Annotated in this window: 13 protein-coding genes and 1 tRNA gene; 6 read left to right on the top strand and 8 right to left on the bottom strand. The window is 40.6% G+C overall.

Translation table 11 applies throughout. The annotated features are described in order from the left end of the window. Positions 1-77: 77 nt before the first annotated feature. Together AACW90_RS11290 and AACW90_RS11285 are read left to right on the top strand one after the other, a co-directional pair. Positions 78-698: a histidine phosphatase family protein gene (locus AACW90_RS11290; protein WP_390234395.1), complete on the top strand. Its 621-nt coding sequence runs from the start codon at positions 78-80 to the stop codon at positions 696-698. 71 nt (positions 699-769) lie between these two features. Continuing rightward, the gene (locus tag AACW90_RS11285) at positions 770-1,528 is read left to right on the top strand and encodes an adenosylcobinamide-GDP ribazoletransferase (RefSeq protein ID WP_390234392.1); all 759 of its coding nucleotides are present in this window, start codon (positions 770-772) and stop codon (positions 1,526-1,528) included. 90 nt (positions 1,529-1,618) lie between these two features. Here AACW90_RS11285 and AACW90_RS11280 read toward each other — a convergent pair. After that, positions 1,619-1,695, bottom strand: a tRNA-Val gene (locus tag AACW90_RS11280). A gap of 284 nt (positions 1,696-1,979) precedes the next feature. Here AACW90_RS11280 and AACW90_RS11275 point away from each other — a divergent pair. After that, entirely contained in the window at positions 1,980-2,828 is an 849-nt protein-coding gene (locus AACW90_RS11275) for a DNA ligase (RefSeq protein WP_390234389.1), read from the top strand. Between the two features lie 17 nt (positions 2,829-2,845). Here the strand turns inward: AACW90_RS11275 and AACW90_RS11270 are convergent, their stop codons facing one another. The 3 genes from AACW90_RS11270 to AACW90_RS11260 all read right to left on the bottom strand — a co-directional run bounded on the left by AACW90_RS11270 (position 2,846) and on the right by AACW90_RS11260 (position 5,740). After that, complete coding sequence (locus tag AACW90_RS11270; protein ID WP_390234387.1) at positions 2,846-3,280, bottom strand: bactofilin family protein; 435 nt, start codon at positions 3,278-3,280, stop codon at positions 2,846-2,848. Further along, positions 3,223-4,128: a M23 family metallopeptidase gene (locus AACW90_RS11265; protein ID WP_390234384.1), complete on the bottom strand. Its 906-nt coding sequence runs from the start codon at positions 4,126-4,128 to the stop codon at positions 3,223-3,225. Before AACW90_RS11265 ends, AACW90_RS11270 begins: the two co-directional genes overlap by 58 nt. A 241-nt stretch (positions 4,129-4,369) precedes the next feature. After that, on the bottom strand, positions 4,370-5,740 hold the full coding sequence (locus tag AACW90_RS11260; protein WP_390234382.1) for an MATE family efflux transporter: 1,371 nt from the start codon (positions 5,738-5,740) through the stop codon (positions 4,370-4,372). A gap of 126 nt (positions 5,741-5,866) precedes the next feature. Between AACW90_RS11260 and AACW90_RS11255 the strand changes: the two genes are divergently transcribed. Next, positions 5,867-6,478, top strand: a complete 612-nt coding sequence (locus AACW90_RS11255; RefSeq protein ID WP_390234380.1) for a riboflavin synthase subunit alpha — start codon at positions 5,867-5,869, stop codon at positions 6,476-6,478. On the opposite strand, the gene AACW90_RS11250 is transcribed toward AACW90_RS11255, so the two are convergent. Further along, positions 6,466-7,335 carry a fructosamine kinase family protein gene (locus AACW90_RS11250; RefSeq protein WP_390234378.1) on the bottom strand — a complete coding sequence of 290 codons (870 nt, stop codon included), beginning with the start codon at positions 7,333-7,335 and terminating at the stop codon, positions 6,466-6,468. The two genes, AACW90_RS11255 and AACW90_RS11250, sit on opposite strands and share 13 nt — an antisense overlap. A 314-nt stretch (positions 7,336-7,649) precedes the next feature. Here AACW90_RS11250 and AACW90_RS11245 point away from each other — a divergent pair, with 314 nt between their 5' ends. After that, positions 7,650-7,994: a DUF3802 family protein gene (locus AACW90_RS11245; RefSeq protein WP_195703228.1), complete on the top strand. Its 345-nt coding sequence runs from the start codon at positions 7,650-7,652 to the stop codon at positions 7,992-7,994. On the opposite strand, the gene AACW90_RS11240 is transcribed toward AACW90_RS11245, so the two are convergent. The 3 genes from AACW90_RS11240 to AACW90_RS11230 all read right to left on the bottom strand — a co-directional run bounded on the left by AACW90_RS11240 (position 7,995) and on the right by AACW90_RS11230 (position 10,700). Then, positions 7,995-8,474, bottom strand: coding sequence for an NlpC/P60 family protein (locus tag AACW90_RS11240; protein WP_390234376.1), 480 nt, complete (start codon positions 8,472-8,474; stop codon positions 7,995-7,997). Between the two features lie 340 nt (positions 8,475-8,814). Then, on the bottom strand, positions 8,815-9,426 hold the full coding sequence (locus AACW90_RS11235; RefSeq protein ID WP_390234374.1) for an OmpA family protein: 612 nt from the start codon (positions 9,424-9,426) through the stop codon (positions 8,815-8,817). 11 nt (positions 9,427-9,437) lie between these two features. Then, on the bottom strand, positions 9,438-10,700 hold the full coding sequence (locus AACW90_RS11230; protein ID WP_390234965.1) for a TolC family outer membrane protein: 1,263 nt from the start codon (positions 10,698-10,700) through the stop codon (positions 9,438-9,440). Between the two features lie 486 nt (positions 10,701-11,186). On the opposite strand from AACW90_RS11230, the gene AACW90_RS11225 reads away from it, so the two are divergent. Further along, positions 11,187-13,639 (top strand): cadherin-like domain-containing protein (locus tag AACW90_RS11225; protein WP_390234372.1); only part of this gene is annotated, 2,453 nt, incomplete at its 3' end.

Here is a 13,639-nt window from a genome sequence, read left to right as displayed (position 1 = left end):
TTGATGTCGAACCTAGTGCCAAGTTATATCATCTTAGAATGGCGACCGATTGCGTTACCTTTGAGTAGAGAAAGAACATGACAACAACCCATATAGAATTGCTAAGACATGGATTACCGGAAGGGGATGAGTGTTTTAGAGGCCATACTGACTTTCCTTTGACTCCTGAGGGCTTTGATCAGATGAAAGAGGCGGTAAAAGGAATGCCTCTCGTCGAACTAGTGGTGACTTCACCACTCGTTCGTTGTGATCAATTCGCCATGTATTATGCCAATACAAATGAACTTAAATTAGTAAAGCAGCCTGAATTCATGGAATTAAATTTTGGTGATTGGGACGGCCAACCTAAGCAAGCAATTTGGGAGGCTCATCAGCAGCAACTTTCTCAGTTTTGGACCCAACCATGGACGTTTACTCCGCCCAATGGTGAAGCAATTGACCAGTATGATCAGCGTATTCAAATGGCATGGAGTCACCTGTTAAGTGAATGCAAAGGTAAAAAAGTATTGTTGGTGACACATGGTGGTGTAATCAAGCAGATATTAAGGCAAGTATTGGAAATGCCAAAGACCAGTCACTACCTTCAACGGATCGAGATTCCGTATGCAGCGAGAGTGACAATAAGCGTTTTTCATGACGATGATGATATGTTGTGGCCAACGATCCACTGGCCAACCCCACCATTGCGCACAGACTAATGCTTTTTTATATCTCGAACAAACTTAACCACGTAAGGTCAACTGACCCCAATACTTAGTAAGTAAATAACATGAAAGTAAAGATTATTAGAGAATGGCAAGTATTTTTGTTGGCGATGTCTATTTTTACAAGAATACCGATATCTGAAAAAGTGCCTTACAGTGAAACGCGTAAAAACGAGTCTTATAAGTATTGTGGTTTAGTTGGCCTAATTGTGGGTTGTCTAAATGCGTTGTTATTCAGTGGCGCAAACCTTCTCTGGCCTATTGAAGTCTCTGTGGCGTTATCCATGGCGTTCAGTGTGTATCTTACTGGTGCTTTTCATGAAGATGGGTTCGCGGATACTTGTGACGGCTTTGGTGGTGCCTTCACTGCTGAGAAAAAACTGGAAATAATGAAAGATTCCAGAGTCGGTGCCTATGCATTATTAGGTGTGATACTTATATTATTACTTAAATACACCACACTTATATCGCAGCAAAATGTGGCTCTAGCACTTATCATTGCCCATGTTCTGAGTCGAACCGTCGCGGTGAGTTTCATCTACACGCATGGTTACGTGAGGCAGGTTGAACATTCCAAGCTAAAAATTGCTCGCAGTCCAAGTAGTACGGCAGACTTTATCACTTTGCTTTCTATTGGAGCGTTGGCCTGTTTACTTATTCCAACGTTTAAAGAGGCAACTCTCGTTATATTGACGTTGATTATTGCTCGAATCTGGTTGGGTCGTTGGATGACAAAACAAGTAGGTGGTTATACTGGCGATGCACTCGGTGCTGTTCAGCAGATATCTGAAGTACTTTGTTATCTGGTTTTGCTTATTTATTAGTGATCTAATCTGTGTACTTCAAAACGAAAAAGGATGGGATAATAGGCAATAAAAAAGCCCATAATAAATATGGGCTTTTTTATTTAGATTTGGTGCTCGCTACTGGACTCGAACCAGTGACACCTTGCATGTCATGCAAGTACTCTAACCAACTGAGCTAAGCGAGCAAATCGTCCAATTCATGTTTGCCTTGGAACGACAAGAATATTAACCATTCATTCGGACGAGTTCAAGAAGATTTTTTCTATATATGAACTGAGTGGCGTTAATATAGCCAAAGTGGACGTAAAACATTCATTTTCTTACACCGATAGCTAATACACTAATCTAAAAGACTAAAATTGGTGTTATCAATTTAGGTGTTCTTCGCAAATAAGTTTTTCTTGTCTGAAAAAAAACACCCAACGATTTACGCTCTTATTAATAATTTTTATTCAATGAGTTAACCGTTATGTCAAAAGTCCGCACTGTTTCAATCCTTTCTTGTTGCATCTATGCCGCATTATTACCAACTAAATTATCAGCACATCAAGACGTGAACACATCAAATTTATCATTGTTACAAGATGAAGTGTTCACGTCAGGACATTATTGGGTAAGTGAAAAGCTAGACGGTATCCGTGCACTTTGGACAGGCAAAGTTTTGCTAACGAGAAAGGGGAATAAAATCTCGGCGCCAGAATGGTTTACACGTGACTTACCCAATTTTAGTGTCGAGGGGGAGTTGTGGGCGGGAAGAGGCCGATTTAACTTTGTTCAAAAAACAGTTTTGGATAATGAGCCTCATGGTCGTGATTGGTCAGAAATACAGTTTATGTTGTTTGGCCTGCCTAATGATTCTCGGAGGTATAAGCAACATTATCTTCAACTTTTGGAGCTAGTTGACAGTCTACAAATACAGCATGTTCATGTTATAAAACAGAGGTCTGTTTCTTCTTACTCTGAGCTTGTCGAGTTATTAGATCAAACGGAACAGTTAGGGGGTGAAGGCTTGATGCTGAGAAAAGTGGATATTGATCAGATCAGAGTGACAAAACCTGTGAAAATAAAAAGACATATGGATAGCGAAGGTACAATCATCGCGTATAAGAATGGCAACGGTAAATATGATGGGTTAGTTGGTGCACTTGTTCTAAAGTTAGATAATGGAAAAATACTTTCAGTAGGTTCTGGCTTGTCAGATAAAATACGCGCTAATCCACCAGCGTTGGGTGAACTAGTCACATTTCGTTACAACGGTTACACAAGCAATGGGCTACCAAGGTTCGCTCGTTTTTTGAGAGTGAGAAAACCTGAATGATAGATGCAAAATAGACGCTATACTGCCGCTTTATCTTTTACCACGGTAGTTGCGTTATTGCCCTTGCCTTTATTTGAAGACAAGGTGACAACGTCCTCAGATGAGACAGTTTTGGATGTACCGAGAAATAAACCACCTTTTTGTATGGTCAGATCTGTGCAAGTAACATCGCCCTTTAGATTACCGCTATTCAATATTTCTACGCTGCTAGCGAAGATTTCGCCTTCAAAGCACCCATTAATGAACGCTTTATCTGCGAATATTGAGCCATTTACGTGCCCAGTCGGACTGATTGTCACATGAGCATCAGTACGCAACGTTCCGTTAATTTTACCATCTATTTGTATATTGCTCGTTAGTGCAATTTCACCAGTAAGGACGGCGCCTTCGGCAATTAGAGTTGTAGTGCCAAGCTGACCTGTTGTTCTACTGTTTTTATCAAAAAATCCCATGGTATTCCCTTCTGATTGTTGAATACGGTTTCAAAATTATCGATGTTCCAGTTTATAAACGGCATTGGGTCAAGAGCTCGCCCAACAAAACGGATTTCATAATGTAGGTGAGGTCCTGAGGTAATTCCTGTATTTCCAGTGTAACCAATAAGATCACCTTTCTTCACAAACTGTCCTGATTTCACTTTGAACGATTTCATATGAGAGTATGAAGAGGTAATACCGAATGAATGTATTATACGTAGAAAATTCCCTGACCCATTGTTGCTTTTCCGTGTCCACTCAATGACACCATCAGCAGGCGCTACTATTTCAGTGCCAGTATTTACAGCAAAATCTAACCCTTTATGCAATGTTCTTTTTTTTGTAATGGGGTGAATTCTCATACCATATGCGGATGATGTAGGTCCTTTGACTGGTGGGCCATTTGGTATTAACCTCAATATTGCCACCCGAACTGCGGTATTAATTGCGGCAATATCTAGTCTTGTTTCGATATCAAGTTCGGTATTATTACCACCTAAATAATTTTCAATTTCATTTAACCGACTCTCGACTAACGTTAGTTGTTCTTCTTTGACGGATATGTCGTTTTCTAGTCTAATTCTTAGTGATAGGTAGTTGTCTAATTGGCTATTTAAATCTAGAGATTGAAGTTCTAACAATACTTGCTGGTGGCGCGAGAGCTTGATTTTTTCAACTAGGCTAACAACAGAACTGCAAACAAAAAATAATGCGATAAAGAATGAAAGTATCAGTAGTTTTATCCGTAATACCGATTTTCGAGTCAATCTATAGTGGCTGGTACCTTTAATTCCGGATACGGTAACGGCAACATTGTCTGGCATTAATATCACTCTTTATTATTTTGGAGAGAGAATATTAGAAGAATCGGAAGGCGGCTACTATCAAACATATTAAAGTTTAGCTAAGAAGATTGTAAAAATGAGAACACGTGCCTAATTTTCAAGTAAATTATACAAAATAGTAAACATTTTGTTTACATTAATCGTTCATTTTAACTCGAAGATAACAAGGCGTATGAGAATTCAACGCCTTGTTTTAGCGTTAGATTATATTTGTGCAGTGTCAACGTGATGCAAATTCAAGTTGTATCTCGACATCTTGTTTATGCATCCAACGTAATCGTACGCTTAACATAATAGCCGCACTTGTTAAGCCAATGATAAACCCAATCCAATAGCCATATACGCCCATTCGTTCAACGACAATATCGGTGGCCGCCAACACATAACCGGTTGGTAGTCCGAGGACCCAATAGGCAATAAAAGTACAGGTAAAGATGGCTTTCATATCTTTATAACCCCGTAATATCCCTCCGCCTATCACCTGAATCGAGTCGGTAATTTGATAGATAGCGGCGATAATGAGCAGTTGGGTTGAAATGACGGCGACAGTGTTGTCTGATGTATATAGTTCTGTTATTTGTTCTCTAAATATAATCGTAAAGATACCGGTGAAAACAGCACAGCCAAACCCCATTAAAAGAGCAACATGTGACGTAACTTTAGCGCCATCTATATTCTCTTGCCCTAATCGGTGACCAACTTGAATACTCGCTGCTATTCCTATACTTAATGGTAACATAAAGACTAAGGAAGAGAAGTTAATGGCAACCTGATGAGCCGCCACTACCGTTGCGCCTAAAGGTGCGACAAGCAAAGCGACTATTGCGAACAATGAAACCTCGAAAAACAAGGCCAGCGCGACGGGAAGCCCGAGTTTAAACAACCGGACTTGAGAAGCCCATACTGCTTTATATGGATGAGAAAACAGCTGAACGTGTTTTAGTTTAGAAGAGACGATAATATAAACTAACATGGATATAAACATCAGCCAAAATACGATAGCGGTTGCGACACCACACCCCACACCACCAAGTGCAGGTAGACCAAACTTACCATAAACAAAGGCCCAGTTGAGTGGAATATTTGCGCCAAGCCCAATGAAACCGATAATCATTGCTGGTTTCGTTGCGGCCATCCCGTCAGTAAAGCTTCTTAGGGTTTGATAAAGCAAGAAAGCGGGGACCGACCAAATAATCGCATGTAGATAACCGATGGTTTTTTCGGCCATTAGTGGGTCGATATCCATTAATGAAAGGATAAACTGCGCCTGCAATAAAACGGCGACAATGGGTATCGTCAGGAAAAGCGACATCCAAAACCCTTGATATATCTCAAACGGAACTTTTTTAACTTTTCCTGCACCGTTTAATTGAGCGACGACAGGTACAAGTGCCATTAACAAACCTGCACCAAACAGGATAGTGGGAAACCATATACTAGAAGCCACGGCAACGGCGGCCATGTCTGTTGCACTTACGCCACCAGCCATTACAGTATCGACAAAGCCCATGCCTGATTGTGCGACCGACGCGAGCAAAACAGGTGTTGCTAATGATATCAATTTTTTTGCTTCACTCTTATAACGTAGCAAGTACTTCTCCAGATGAATATTGGTTCATTAAGTGACTGGCTAGCATGATAAAGAAATGTCATCATGCTAGCCATGGAAAATGAACGTTAATGTAAAAAAACGCAAATATTTTTATTGGGATTTACGATGTTTACAGGAATAGTGTTAGGTACCGCCCCAGTGGTATCGATAAAGAAGAAAAAATTGTTTCAAACCCATGTTGTTGCTCTGGATGGGGCAATGCTCACGGGACTAAAACCTGGTGCGTCTATTGCTCATAATGGCTGTTGCTTAACGGTTACTCAAGTTCAAGGTGACTTAGTCTCATTTGACTTGATGCAGGAAACATTAAAACAGACAAATCTCGGGCTCCTAAATGAAGGCGACCGAGTTAACATAGAACGAGCAGCCAGATTTGGAGACGAGATTGGAGGACACAACATGTCTGGTCATATCGCCCTTACCGCGATGATTAGTGATATTAATATAAGCGAAAATAATAGGACAATTTGGTTCCGTATTCCTGAAGACAAGATGAAATATGTCCTACCCAAAGGGTATATTGGCATAGATGGCTGTTCACTTACTATTGGCGACGTAAATAAGAATGAATTCTGCGTACACCTAATACCCGAAACAATGCAAAGAACGCTGTTTGGTGAAAGGAAGTTAGAAGACAGCGTCAATATTGAGTTTGATCCGCAAACTCAAGCCATCGTTGATACGGTAGAACGTGTTCTGGCAAATCAGTCGTCTTGAACTATCTCAGAGATAGTTCGTTCGGCTTCTTCCAAATAGTGACCACCAAATAAATTGCAGTGATTCAGGATATGGTAGAGATTGTAGATGTTTTTTCTCTTACTGTAGCCTGCCTCTATAGGTAATATACTCTGGTATCCTTGATAGAACTCAGGTTTGAATCCTTCAAAGAGCTCGGTCATTGCGATGTCGCATTCACTATCACCCCAATAGCAGGCCGGGTCGTAGCATATTGGCCCAAATGGTGTGTTTGCGACATTCCCGGACCATAAGTCCCCGTGTAACAAAGAGGGTTTAGGATTGTGGCTAGAAAGCAGACGGTTTACTCGGGAAACAATATCATTGATGTCACCGAAGCTTATTCCTTTTTCAGCCAGTAATTGCAACTGCCAGCCTATTCGTTGTTCAGAGAAAAATCGGGCCCATTTCTTGTTCCAAGAATTGGGCTGGAGGGTAGCACCTATAAAATTTTCCGTATCGAATCCATATTCTTTTTGTTCGCCCCACAAATGCAGCTTGGCAAGTTCAACACCAAAATTGTAACTTGATTTACCGTCATCGATTGGTTTCGTTGGGACGTAATTCAAAATGATGAATGCATTATGCTTACTCTTACCAATATGAACCAATTCGGGCACATAAACTGTGCCTGTCTGTCTTAATTTTTGGAGGTTTTCTGCCTCGACTTCAAATCGGTTGAAAAACTCGCGTGCATTGCACTTAACAAAGTAACGTTGTTCTCCATCACTCACCATATAACATTCGCTGATATCACCGCCACTTAGTTTTGATTTCTCAACTATCTTAAAATCAAACAGAAGGGTATCCGAAAGTTGTTGCGCAATTGCCTGCCACATAGATGACCTCGTTATGATGAGTACTAATATGAATAGTCTAGAACAATTTTACAAAAGAGAACCAAATCTCTAGTGTTTTAAGAGCGTTACTTGCTAAGCAAACTCAAAAGGTGTTACCTAATGAGTGAAAGTCATGCTTTGTTAACGTTACCTCAGTCACATACTCTATATTGTTCACATACATAAGCCTGTATAAGTTAAAGATAGTGATATTTAGTTTTACTGAATGGGTGGTAACATCGATTTGTATGAATTAAACTAAGTTTAGTCGTTATTTCAATTAATATTTGTGATCAATATTTTGGAGTTAAGAAGTGGTAGTAGATACTGACGGATATATAGCACTAATAGAACACTTAACTTTTAATTTGAATGTGTTTACTTCGACAGGAGGGGACACGGGCGAAGAAACGGTTGAAGATGTTGTAACGGATATGATGGCATCCAATATTATGGCAATATTCGAACAAAACCCGGAACTCCACTCAAGCGTGAGATTTAAGCTATTGAAAGAAGCTGATCTTGTGCTAGCGGATTTAGCCGAAGTACTAGCGGGTGCTTGGACCAGAAAATCAACCAATGATCAGATTCGATTTCTTGACGAGTATATTGCATTAATGAAAAACCTGTTTGATAGTGCTATCGCAAAATACGATTAGTTAAATCCTTCTCACTTGCCAAAAAACAGAGGCCCAGTAGGGATTATTTAACCTTGAAATAATCACTCCTTTTGAAGTAGAAGCATGCATAAATTTGTTGTCACCTAAATAGATACCAACGTGCCTATCTTTCCTGCCCGTTTTAAAAAATACCAAATCACCGCTTTGTGCTTTGCCCAGTTTTATTTCAACACCCAATTTACTTTGCGCATATGTTGTTCTTGGTAAATGCTGATTTTCTGCTTCTAAATAAATTGCTTGAACGAATGCTGAGCAATCAATGCCATTTTTATTTGTGCCGCCATATTTATACGGCGTACCTTGCCACGTATTGTAAGGTTGCTTATATATGACATTGCTATCTTCTAAAAAGACAGACTGAGCTGAATTAGAAAGTTCAGTGCTCTGCTTTTTACTCGAGCAAGCCGTAAGTAAAAAACCAAACACGATCAAAATGACGGCTGATTGAATAGAGCGCATAGATCCTCCTGTCTTGTAGTTGGGATCTCAATGTATTTAGAAACACGATAAACTAAACCAACTAATCAATATTTAACAAAGAAGGTGATTGAGTCGATAAAAGAACGAATTGTGACGCACAAATATTCTCTCATCGATTTTAGATATTCAAGTTTAAAGGCGATATTTGTGTTTTCTGTAACAGCGATGACCAACCGTATACCTTTTTTACCTGTTAAAATGAATAGCCCAAGCCTCAACGTGTGCAAGATGAACCGAATATTATTATAAACTTCAAAAAAAGGTCCTGCTGTGCAATACAGTAGGACCTTTAGTTTTGATTATCTAGACAACTGAACGCCTATCGTCTCTTGCGAGAAAAGATAGTCCATTCTTCAAGTATTTTGCTGTTATAACCAACCACTGTTGCCACTACTCTTCGGTTAAGTGCATGAGATAGTTCAGACTCTCCATCATCAACTAAACCAGAATCACCGTACCCAACTATTTTCACGCGATCAGGGCTAATGCCTGCATCGACTAAACTTTGTTTTGCTTGGTTGGCTCGTTCTTTCGACAGCCCAAGATTGTATTCAGAATCACCTACTTTACTTGCATAACCTTGTAATTCGATAGACGTCTCGGGGAACTGACTCAAAAATTCCGCCATGCTACCAATTTCGTTGATGAATGCAGGGCTGATTATTGACGAGTCATTTTCAAATAATATTTTGAGCTCGAATTCGTTGGCTGCCTTCACCTCTGCACCACAGCCATCGTTATCGATTTCTGAACCGCGTTTGGTCTCTGCGCATTTGTCTCTTGCATTGATAACACCATCGCGATCATCATCTTGCAAATCAGCGATTTGGTCAGCGGTTGGCGTTTCGATGTAATCGTATTGGTCTTTCGCTTGTGCTGATAACGTGAAACCAGCGGCGAGTAGAGACAACAGAATTATAGAATATTTCATTTAATCCCTCCTTAATAATCCGCTTCTTGTTTCCATTCATCAGGTGTGTCCACCATCAATGAATCCAATAAAATACCACAGGCGTTGAGTACCCTAAATTTAGCATACTGCTCACCGTAGTTTGCGTTTAAATACTCTTTGCGCGCTTCAAACAACTCGTTTTCAGTATTGAGTACATCAAGTAGCGTTCGTTGACCAATACGATATTGTTTTTCATAAGCAATAGCGGTATCCGAAGCCGAATCTACGTGGTCTGCAAGAAATTCTTTTTGTTGCAAGGTTAGATCCAAAGCACTCCAAGATAGGCGTAAGCTCTCTGCAAGCTGACGATGAGAGTTATCCCGTAAGTCTTTTGCTTTGTTCAGTTGATAAGCCATGCGATCTTGTTCTGAAGAGTCGGAGCCACCATTATAGAGGTTGTATCGCATACGTAGCATAGCAGATAGCTCATCACGATTGCCGACTTCTCCTGCCGCATCGTCATACCAAGTTTGAGCTGCTTCAATAGAAAATGTAGGGTAATTTGTGCCTTCAGCTTGCTTATATTGATATTTTGCCGCATCAACATCAGAAGCCGCGATTTTAATCACAGGGTGATTTTCTTCAGCGGTAACTGTTGCTTCTTCAAGGGACAGAGGGAGTGCGTTTTGGTCCGCTCGAGGGAATACTAACCCTTGTGGAGTCTGACCAACAATGCGCGTAAACTGAGTGTGTGTATCAAAGATATTGTTTTGTGCAGCAAGTAAATTACTGTGAGCATTGGCTAGACGAGCCTCTACCTGCGACAAATCGGCCGTAGAGCCTATTCCTGATTCAACCCGTCTCTTTATATCTTTATATATACGCTTGTGGGTTTTCAGGTTGTCTTCAGAAAGGGTAAGTACTTCTTTTGCCTTTACTGCATCGAGGTAAACACTTGTGACTTCTAACGCTTTATCTTGAGAGTCTGCAATTAATTGATACCGCATAGACTCAGCTTCCGCAGCCGTTCTATCCATATCATTTAGAGTGGAAGATCCATCCCAAAGTAACTGAGTGAGGCTTAAGGTTGCATCTTTTCTCGTCAATTCTGTTGTGTCGCCCGTGGCGGGATTAACCTTTTCATAACCGATCCCTGCATCTAGATCGATGGTTGGTAAATAATTGCCACCAGAAGACCTACGTTGTTCTACATAGCTTTTGTAATCGTTGAAGACACTTCTAATTTCAGGATTTGAAGTAAGGGTTATTGCTATCGCTTGTTCTAATGATTGACTATAAGCAGGTAAACTCATTGCAATACAACAAGCAAGAGGCGCTAAAAGAATCCTTTTCAAAATTGTTCTCCTACATTTGAATAGCGGTATTGTATGCAAAAATGCAGTCTCAAATCTGAGACTAACATCATAATAGCTTATTTTCCCGAAGGAATTTGAATTAATACAATTTATTCATCAAATATTAACATTATTGTTCGATTTTAGACCTATAAACCGTTGTTGACTATATTTTTTTGATGATTTAGTAAATCTTAGTTGAATCTTAATCGGTTGATTTTATGAAAAAAGGGTTTTATTTGTAATGAATTTGGGCGTTTTATTCTCAAAATTAATAATCAAGCACAAAAATATCCGTTTATGTTGCATTCCTCCATTCGATGTGTGGCCTCGGTTCCATTTTGCTGCTAGATTTAATGGTTAGAAGAATACCAATTTTAGAGTTGTCTTATATAAGAGTAATGGCATTGTTTTTGCTTAAAATGCTCAGAAGGGATCGAGAAAATGAACGCACTTATTGGCGCTATCGCAGGTAGTAAATTTTTTATTGTTATTGATAAAAACGGCAATCTCAAAACGATTACCGATATTCAAGATGTTAAGCCTGGAGAAGTCTTGTTGACGAAAGGGGAAGATCCCATTACGTCTGACACTGCTATCCAAGCGGAATTGGTTGAAGAAGATGGTAATAGGGTGCCGATAGCGGTTCAGGATGAAATCGATCAAATTTTTGAGCAATTGGCAGACGGACAAGATCCTACTCTGTTGGATGAGGAGTTCGCTCCTGCGGCAGGTTTGTCAGAGGGCTCTTCCGCGACGCCTATGGCGGTTGTCGTACGAGATGCATTAGAGGTAATGGCATCTACGTCCTTTGATACCACCGGTATCGAATCACAAGGCCTTTCTAGAACCCAATCACTTCAATTACTTCAGCAATTTATCAATCAAGCACCTACGGTTACGTTGTCCAATTTCGTGGACAGCCTCGATGAGAATACGCCAACCGATGGAACTATCCGAGTTGCTGATATTGATATTACCGATGACCAGCAAGGTATTAATGAACTATCTCTATCAGGTGCGGATGCGAATAACTTCATTATTGTCGAGCTCGCAGACGGCTCTTATGAGTTACACCTGAAAGCGGGTGTAACGTTAGATTTCGAAAGCCTTTCAAGTATGGATGTAAGTGTTGATGTAAAAGACTTAACGCTTAGTCAGAACGTTCTAGACACAGATTCAATGACATTGAATGTTAATGATTTAGGAGAAGATCCGGTAATTAGTGGCAAGTTTGATGGCGGTGTAAAAGAAGACGTGTACGAAGATAGTCAAGAAGTTATCCAAGTGACAGGAACAATAATTGTCGCCGATGAAGATGCAAGTGAGTCTGGCTTTATAACGCAAGGAGTTCAAGAAGGTGTTTACGGTTCATTTGAATTTAACAGTGGGACCGGTATTTGGAAATATACCCTAAATAACGAATCCGATATCGTTCAAAGTTTACCTGAGGGCGACAAGAAAACAGAGACATTTATTGTACAGACATTAGACGGTACAGAGCGAACTATAACAGTGGTGGTTACCGGCACGAACGACTTACCTGAAGTTCAAGGTGAGTTCTCTGGTTCAGTCGTTGAAGGTGATCTTGAAGATATAAGTACAGTACCTGGCTTAATCAGTATTGGTGATGTAGATAGCGATAACAATCCTATTTTTGAAGCGACTACCATTGAAGGTTTGTATGGTGAATTGGTTCTAAGAGGGGACGGAGAATGGACTTATTCACTTGATCAAGAATCCGTTCAGAGTCTAAAAGGTCCTCAGGGAGAGCAAGGAAGTGAGGGATATCTTTCAGCAGAAACACTAACGGATATCATAACTCTTACAGCGACTGATGGTACTACGCAAGATATCACCATTACTATTATTGGTACTAATGACGGTCCCGTTGCTGTAGCTGATACCGGTCAGACAGATGAAGATACGACACTTGTGGTTGATGCTGTAAACGGCGTGTTGAAAAACGACACGGACGTAGAGCAAGACAGCCTCACAGTTAGCAGTGTTAATGGCGATAACTCGAAAGTAGGTCAAACCATCACCTTAGAAAGTGGTGCAGCGCTTATCCTTAATGAAGACGGCAGCTATAGCTATGATCCAAACGGAGCGTTTGAATCATTAGGCGTTGATGATAAAGCGACAGACAGTTTCACCTATACGGCGAATGATGGCACTGAAGATTCAGAGCCAGTGACCGTAACCATTACTATTAATGGTACTAATGACGGTCCCGTTGCTGTAGCTGATACCGGTCAGACAGATGAAGATACGACACTTGTGGTTGATGCTGTAAACGGCGTGTTGAAAAACGACACGGACGTAGAGCAAGACAGCCTCACAGTTAGCAGTGTTAATGGCGATAGCTCGAAAGTAGGTCAAACCATCACCTTAGAAAGTGGTGCAGCGCTTATCCTTAATGAAGACGGCAGCTATAGCTATGATCCAAACGGAGCGTTTGAATCATTAGGCGTTGATGATAAAGCGACAGACAGTTTCACCTATACGGCGAATGATGGCACTGAAGATTCAGAGCCAGTGACCGTAACCATTACTATTAATGGTACTAATGACGGTCCCGTTGCTGTAGCTGATACCGGTCAGACAGATGAAGATACGACACTTGTGGTTGATGCTGTAAACGGCGTGTTGAAAAACGACACGGACGTAGAGCAAGACAGCCTCACAGTTAGCAGTGTTAATGGCGATAGCTCGAAAGTAGGTCAAACCATCACCTTAGAAAGTGGTGCAGCGCTTATCCTTAATGAAAACGGCAGCTATAGCTATGATCCAAACGGAGCGTTTGAATCATTAGGCGTTGATGATAAAGCGACAGACAGTTTCACCTATACGGCGAATGATGGCACTGAAGATTCAGAGCCAGTGACCGTAACCAT

It is taken from the genome of Vibrio frigidus, from assembly GCF_042465995.1.
Taxonomy (GTDB): domain Bacteria; phylum Pseudomonadota; class Gammaproteobacteria; order Enterobacterales; family Vibrionaceae; genus Vibrio.
The sequence above is the reverse complement of the archived record's forward strand: the minus strand, read 5'-3'. Positions and strand labels throughout refer to the sequence as shown.

What these genes read in the sequence shown, in the direction of transcription:
- AACW90_RS11290 (WP_390234395.1), top strand. Translation starts at nt 78, where the DNA reads ATGACAACAACCCATATAGAATTGCTAAGACATGGATTACCGGAAGGG.
- AACW90_RS11285 (WP_390234392.1), top strand. Translation starts at nt 770, where the DNA reads ATGAAAGTAAAGATTATTAGAGAATGGCAAGTATTTTTGTTGGCGATG.
- AACW90_RS11275 (WP_390234389.1), top strand. Translation starts at nt 1,980, where the DNA reads ATGTCAAAAGTCCGCACTGTTTCAATCCTTTCTTGTTGCATCTATGCC.
- AACW90_RS11270 (WP_390234387.1), bottom strand. Translation starts at nt 3,280, where the DNA reads ATGGGATTTTTTGATAAAAACAGTAGAACAACAGGTCAGCTTGGCACT.
- AACW90_RS11265 (WP_390234384.1), bottom strand. Translation starts at nt 4,128, where the DNA reads ATGCCAGACAATGTTGCCGTTACCGTATCCGGAATTAAAGGTACCAGC.
- AACW90_RS11255 (WP_390234380.1), top strand. Translation starts at nt 5,867, where the DNA reads ATGTTTACAGGAATAGTGTTAGGTACCGCCCCAGTGGTATCGATAAAG.
- AACW90_RS11250 (WP_390234378.1), bottom strand. Translation starts at nt 7,335, where the DNA reads ATGTGGCAGGCAATTGCGCAACAACTTTCGGATACCCTTCTGTTTGAT.
- AACW90_RS11240 (WP_390234376.1), bottom strand. Translation starts at nt 8,474, where the DNA reads ATGCGCTCTATTCAATCAGCCGTCATTTTGATCGTGTTTGGTTTTTTA.
- AACW90_RS11235 (WP_390234374.1), bottom strand. Translation starts at nt 9,426, where the DNA reads ATGAAATATTCTATAATTCTGTTGTCTCTACTCGCCGCTGGTTTCACG.
- AACW90_RS11230 (WP_390234965.1), bottom strand. Translation starts at nt 10,700, where the DNA reads ATGAGTTTACCTGCTTATAGTCAATCATTAGAACAAGCGATAGCAATA.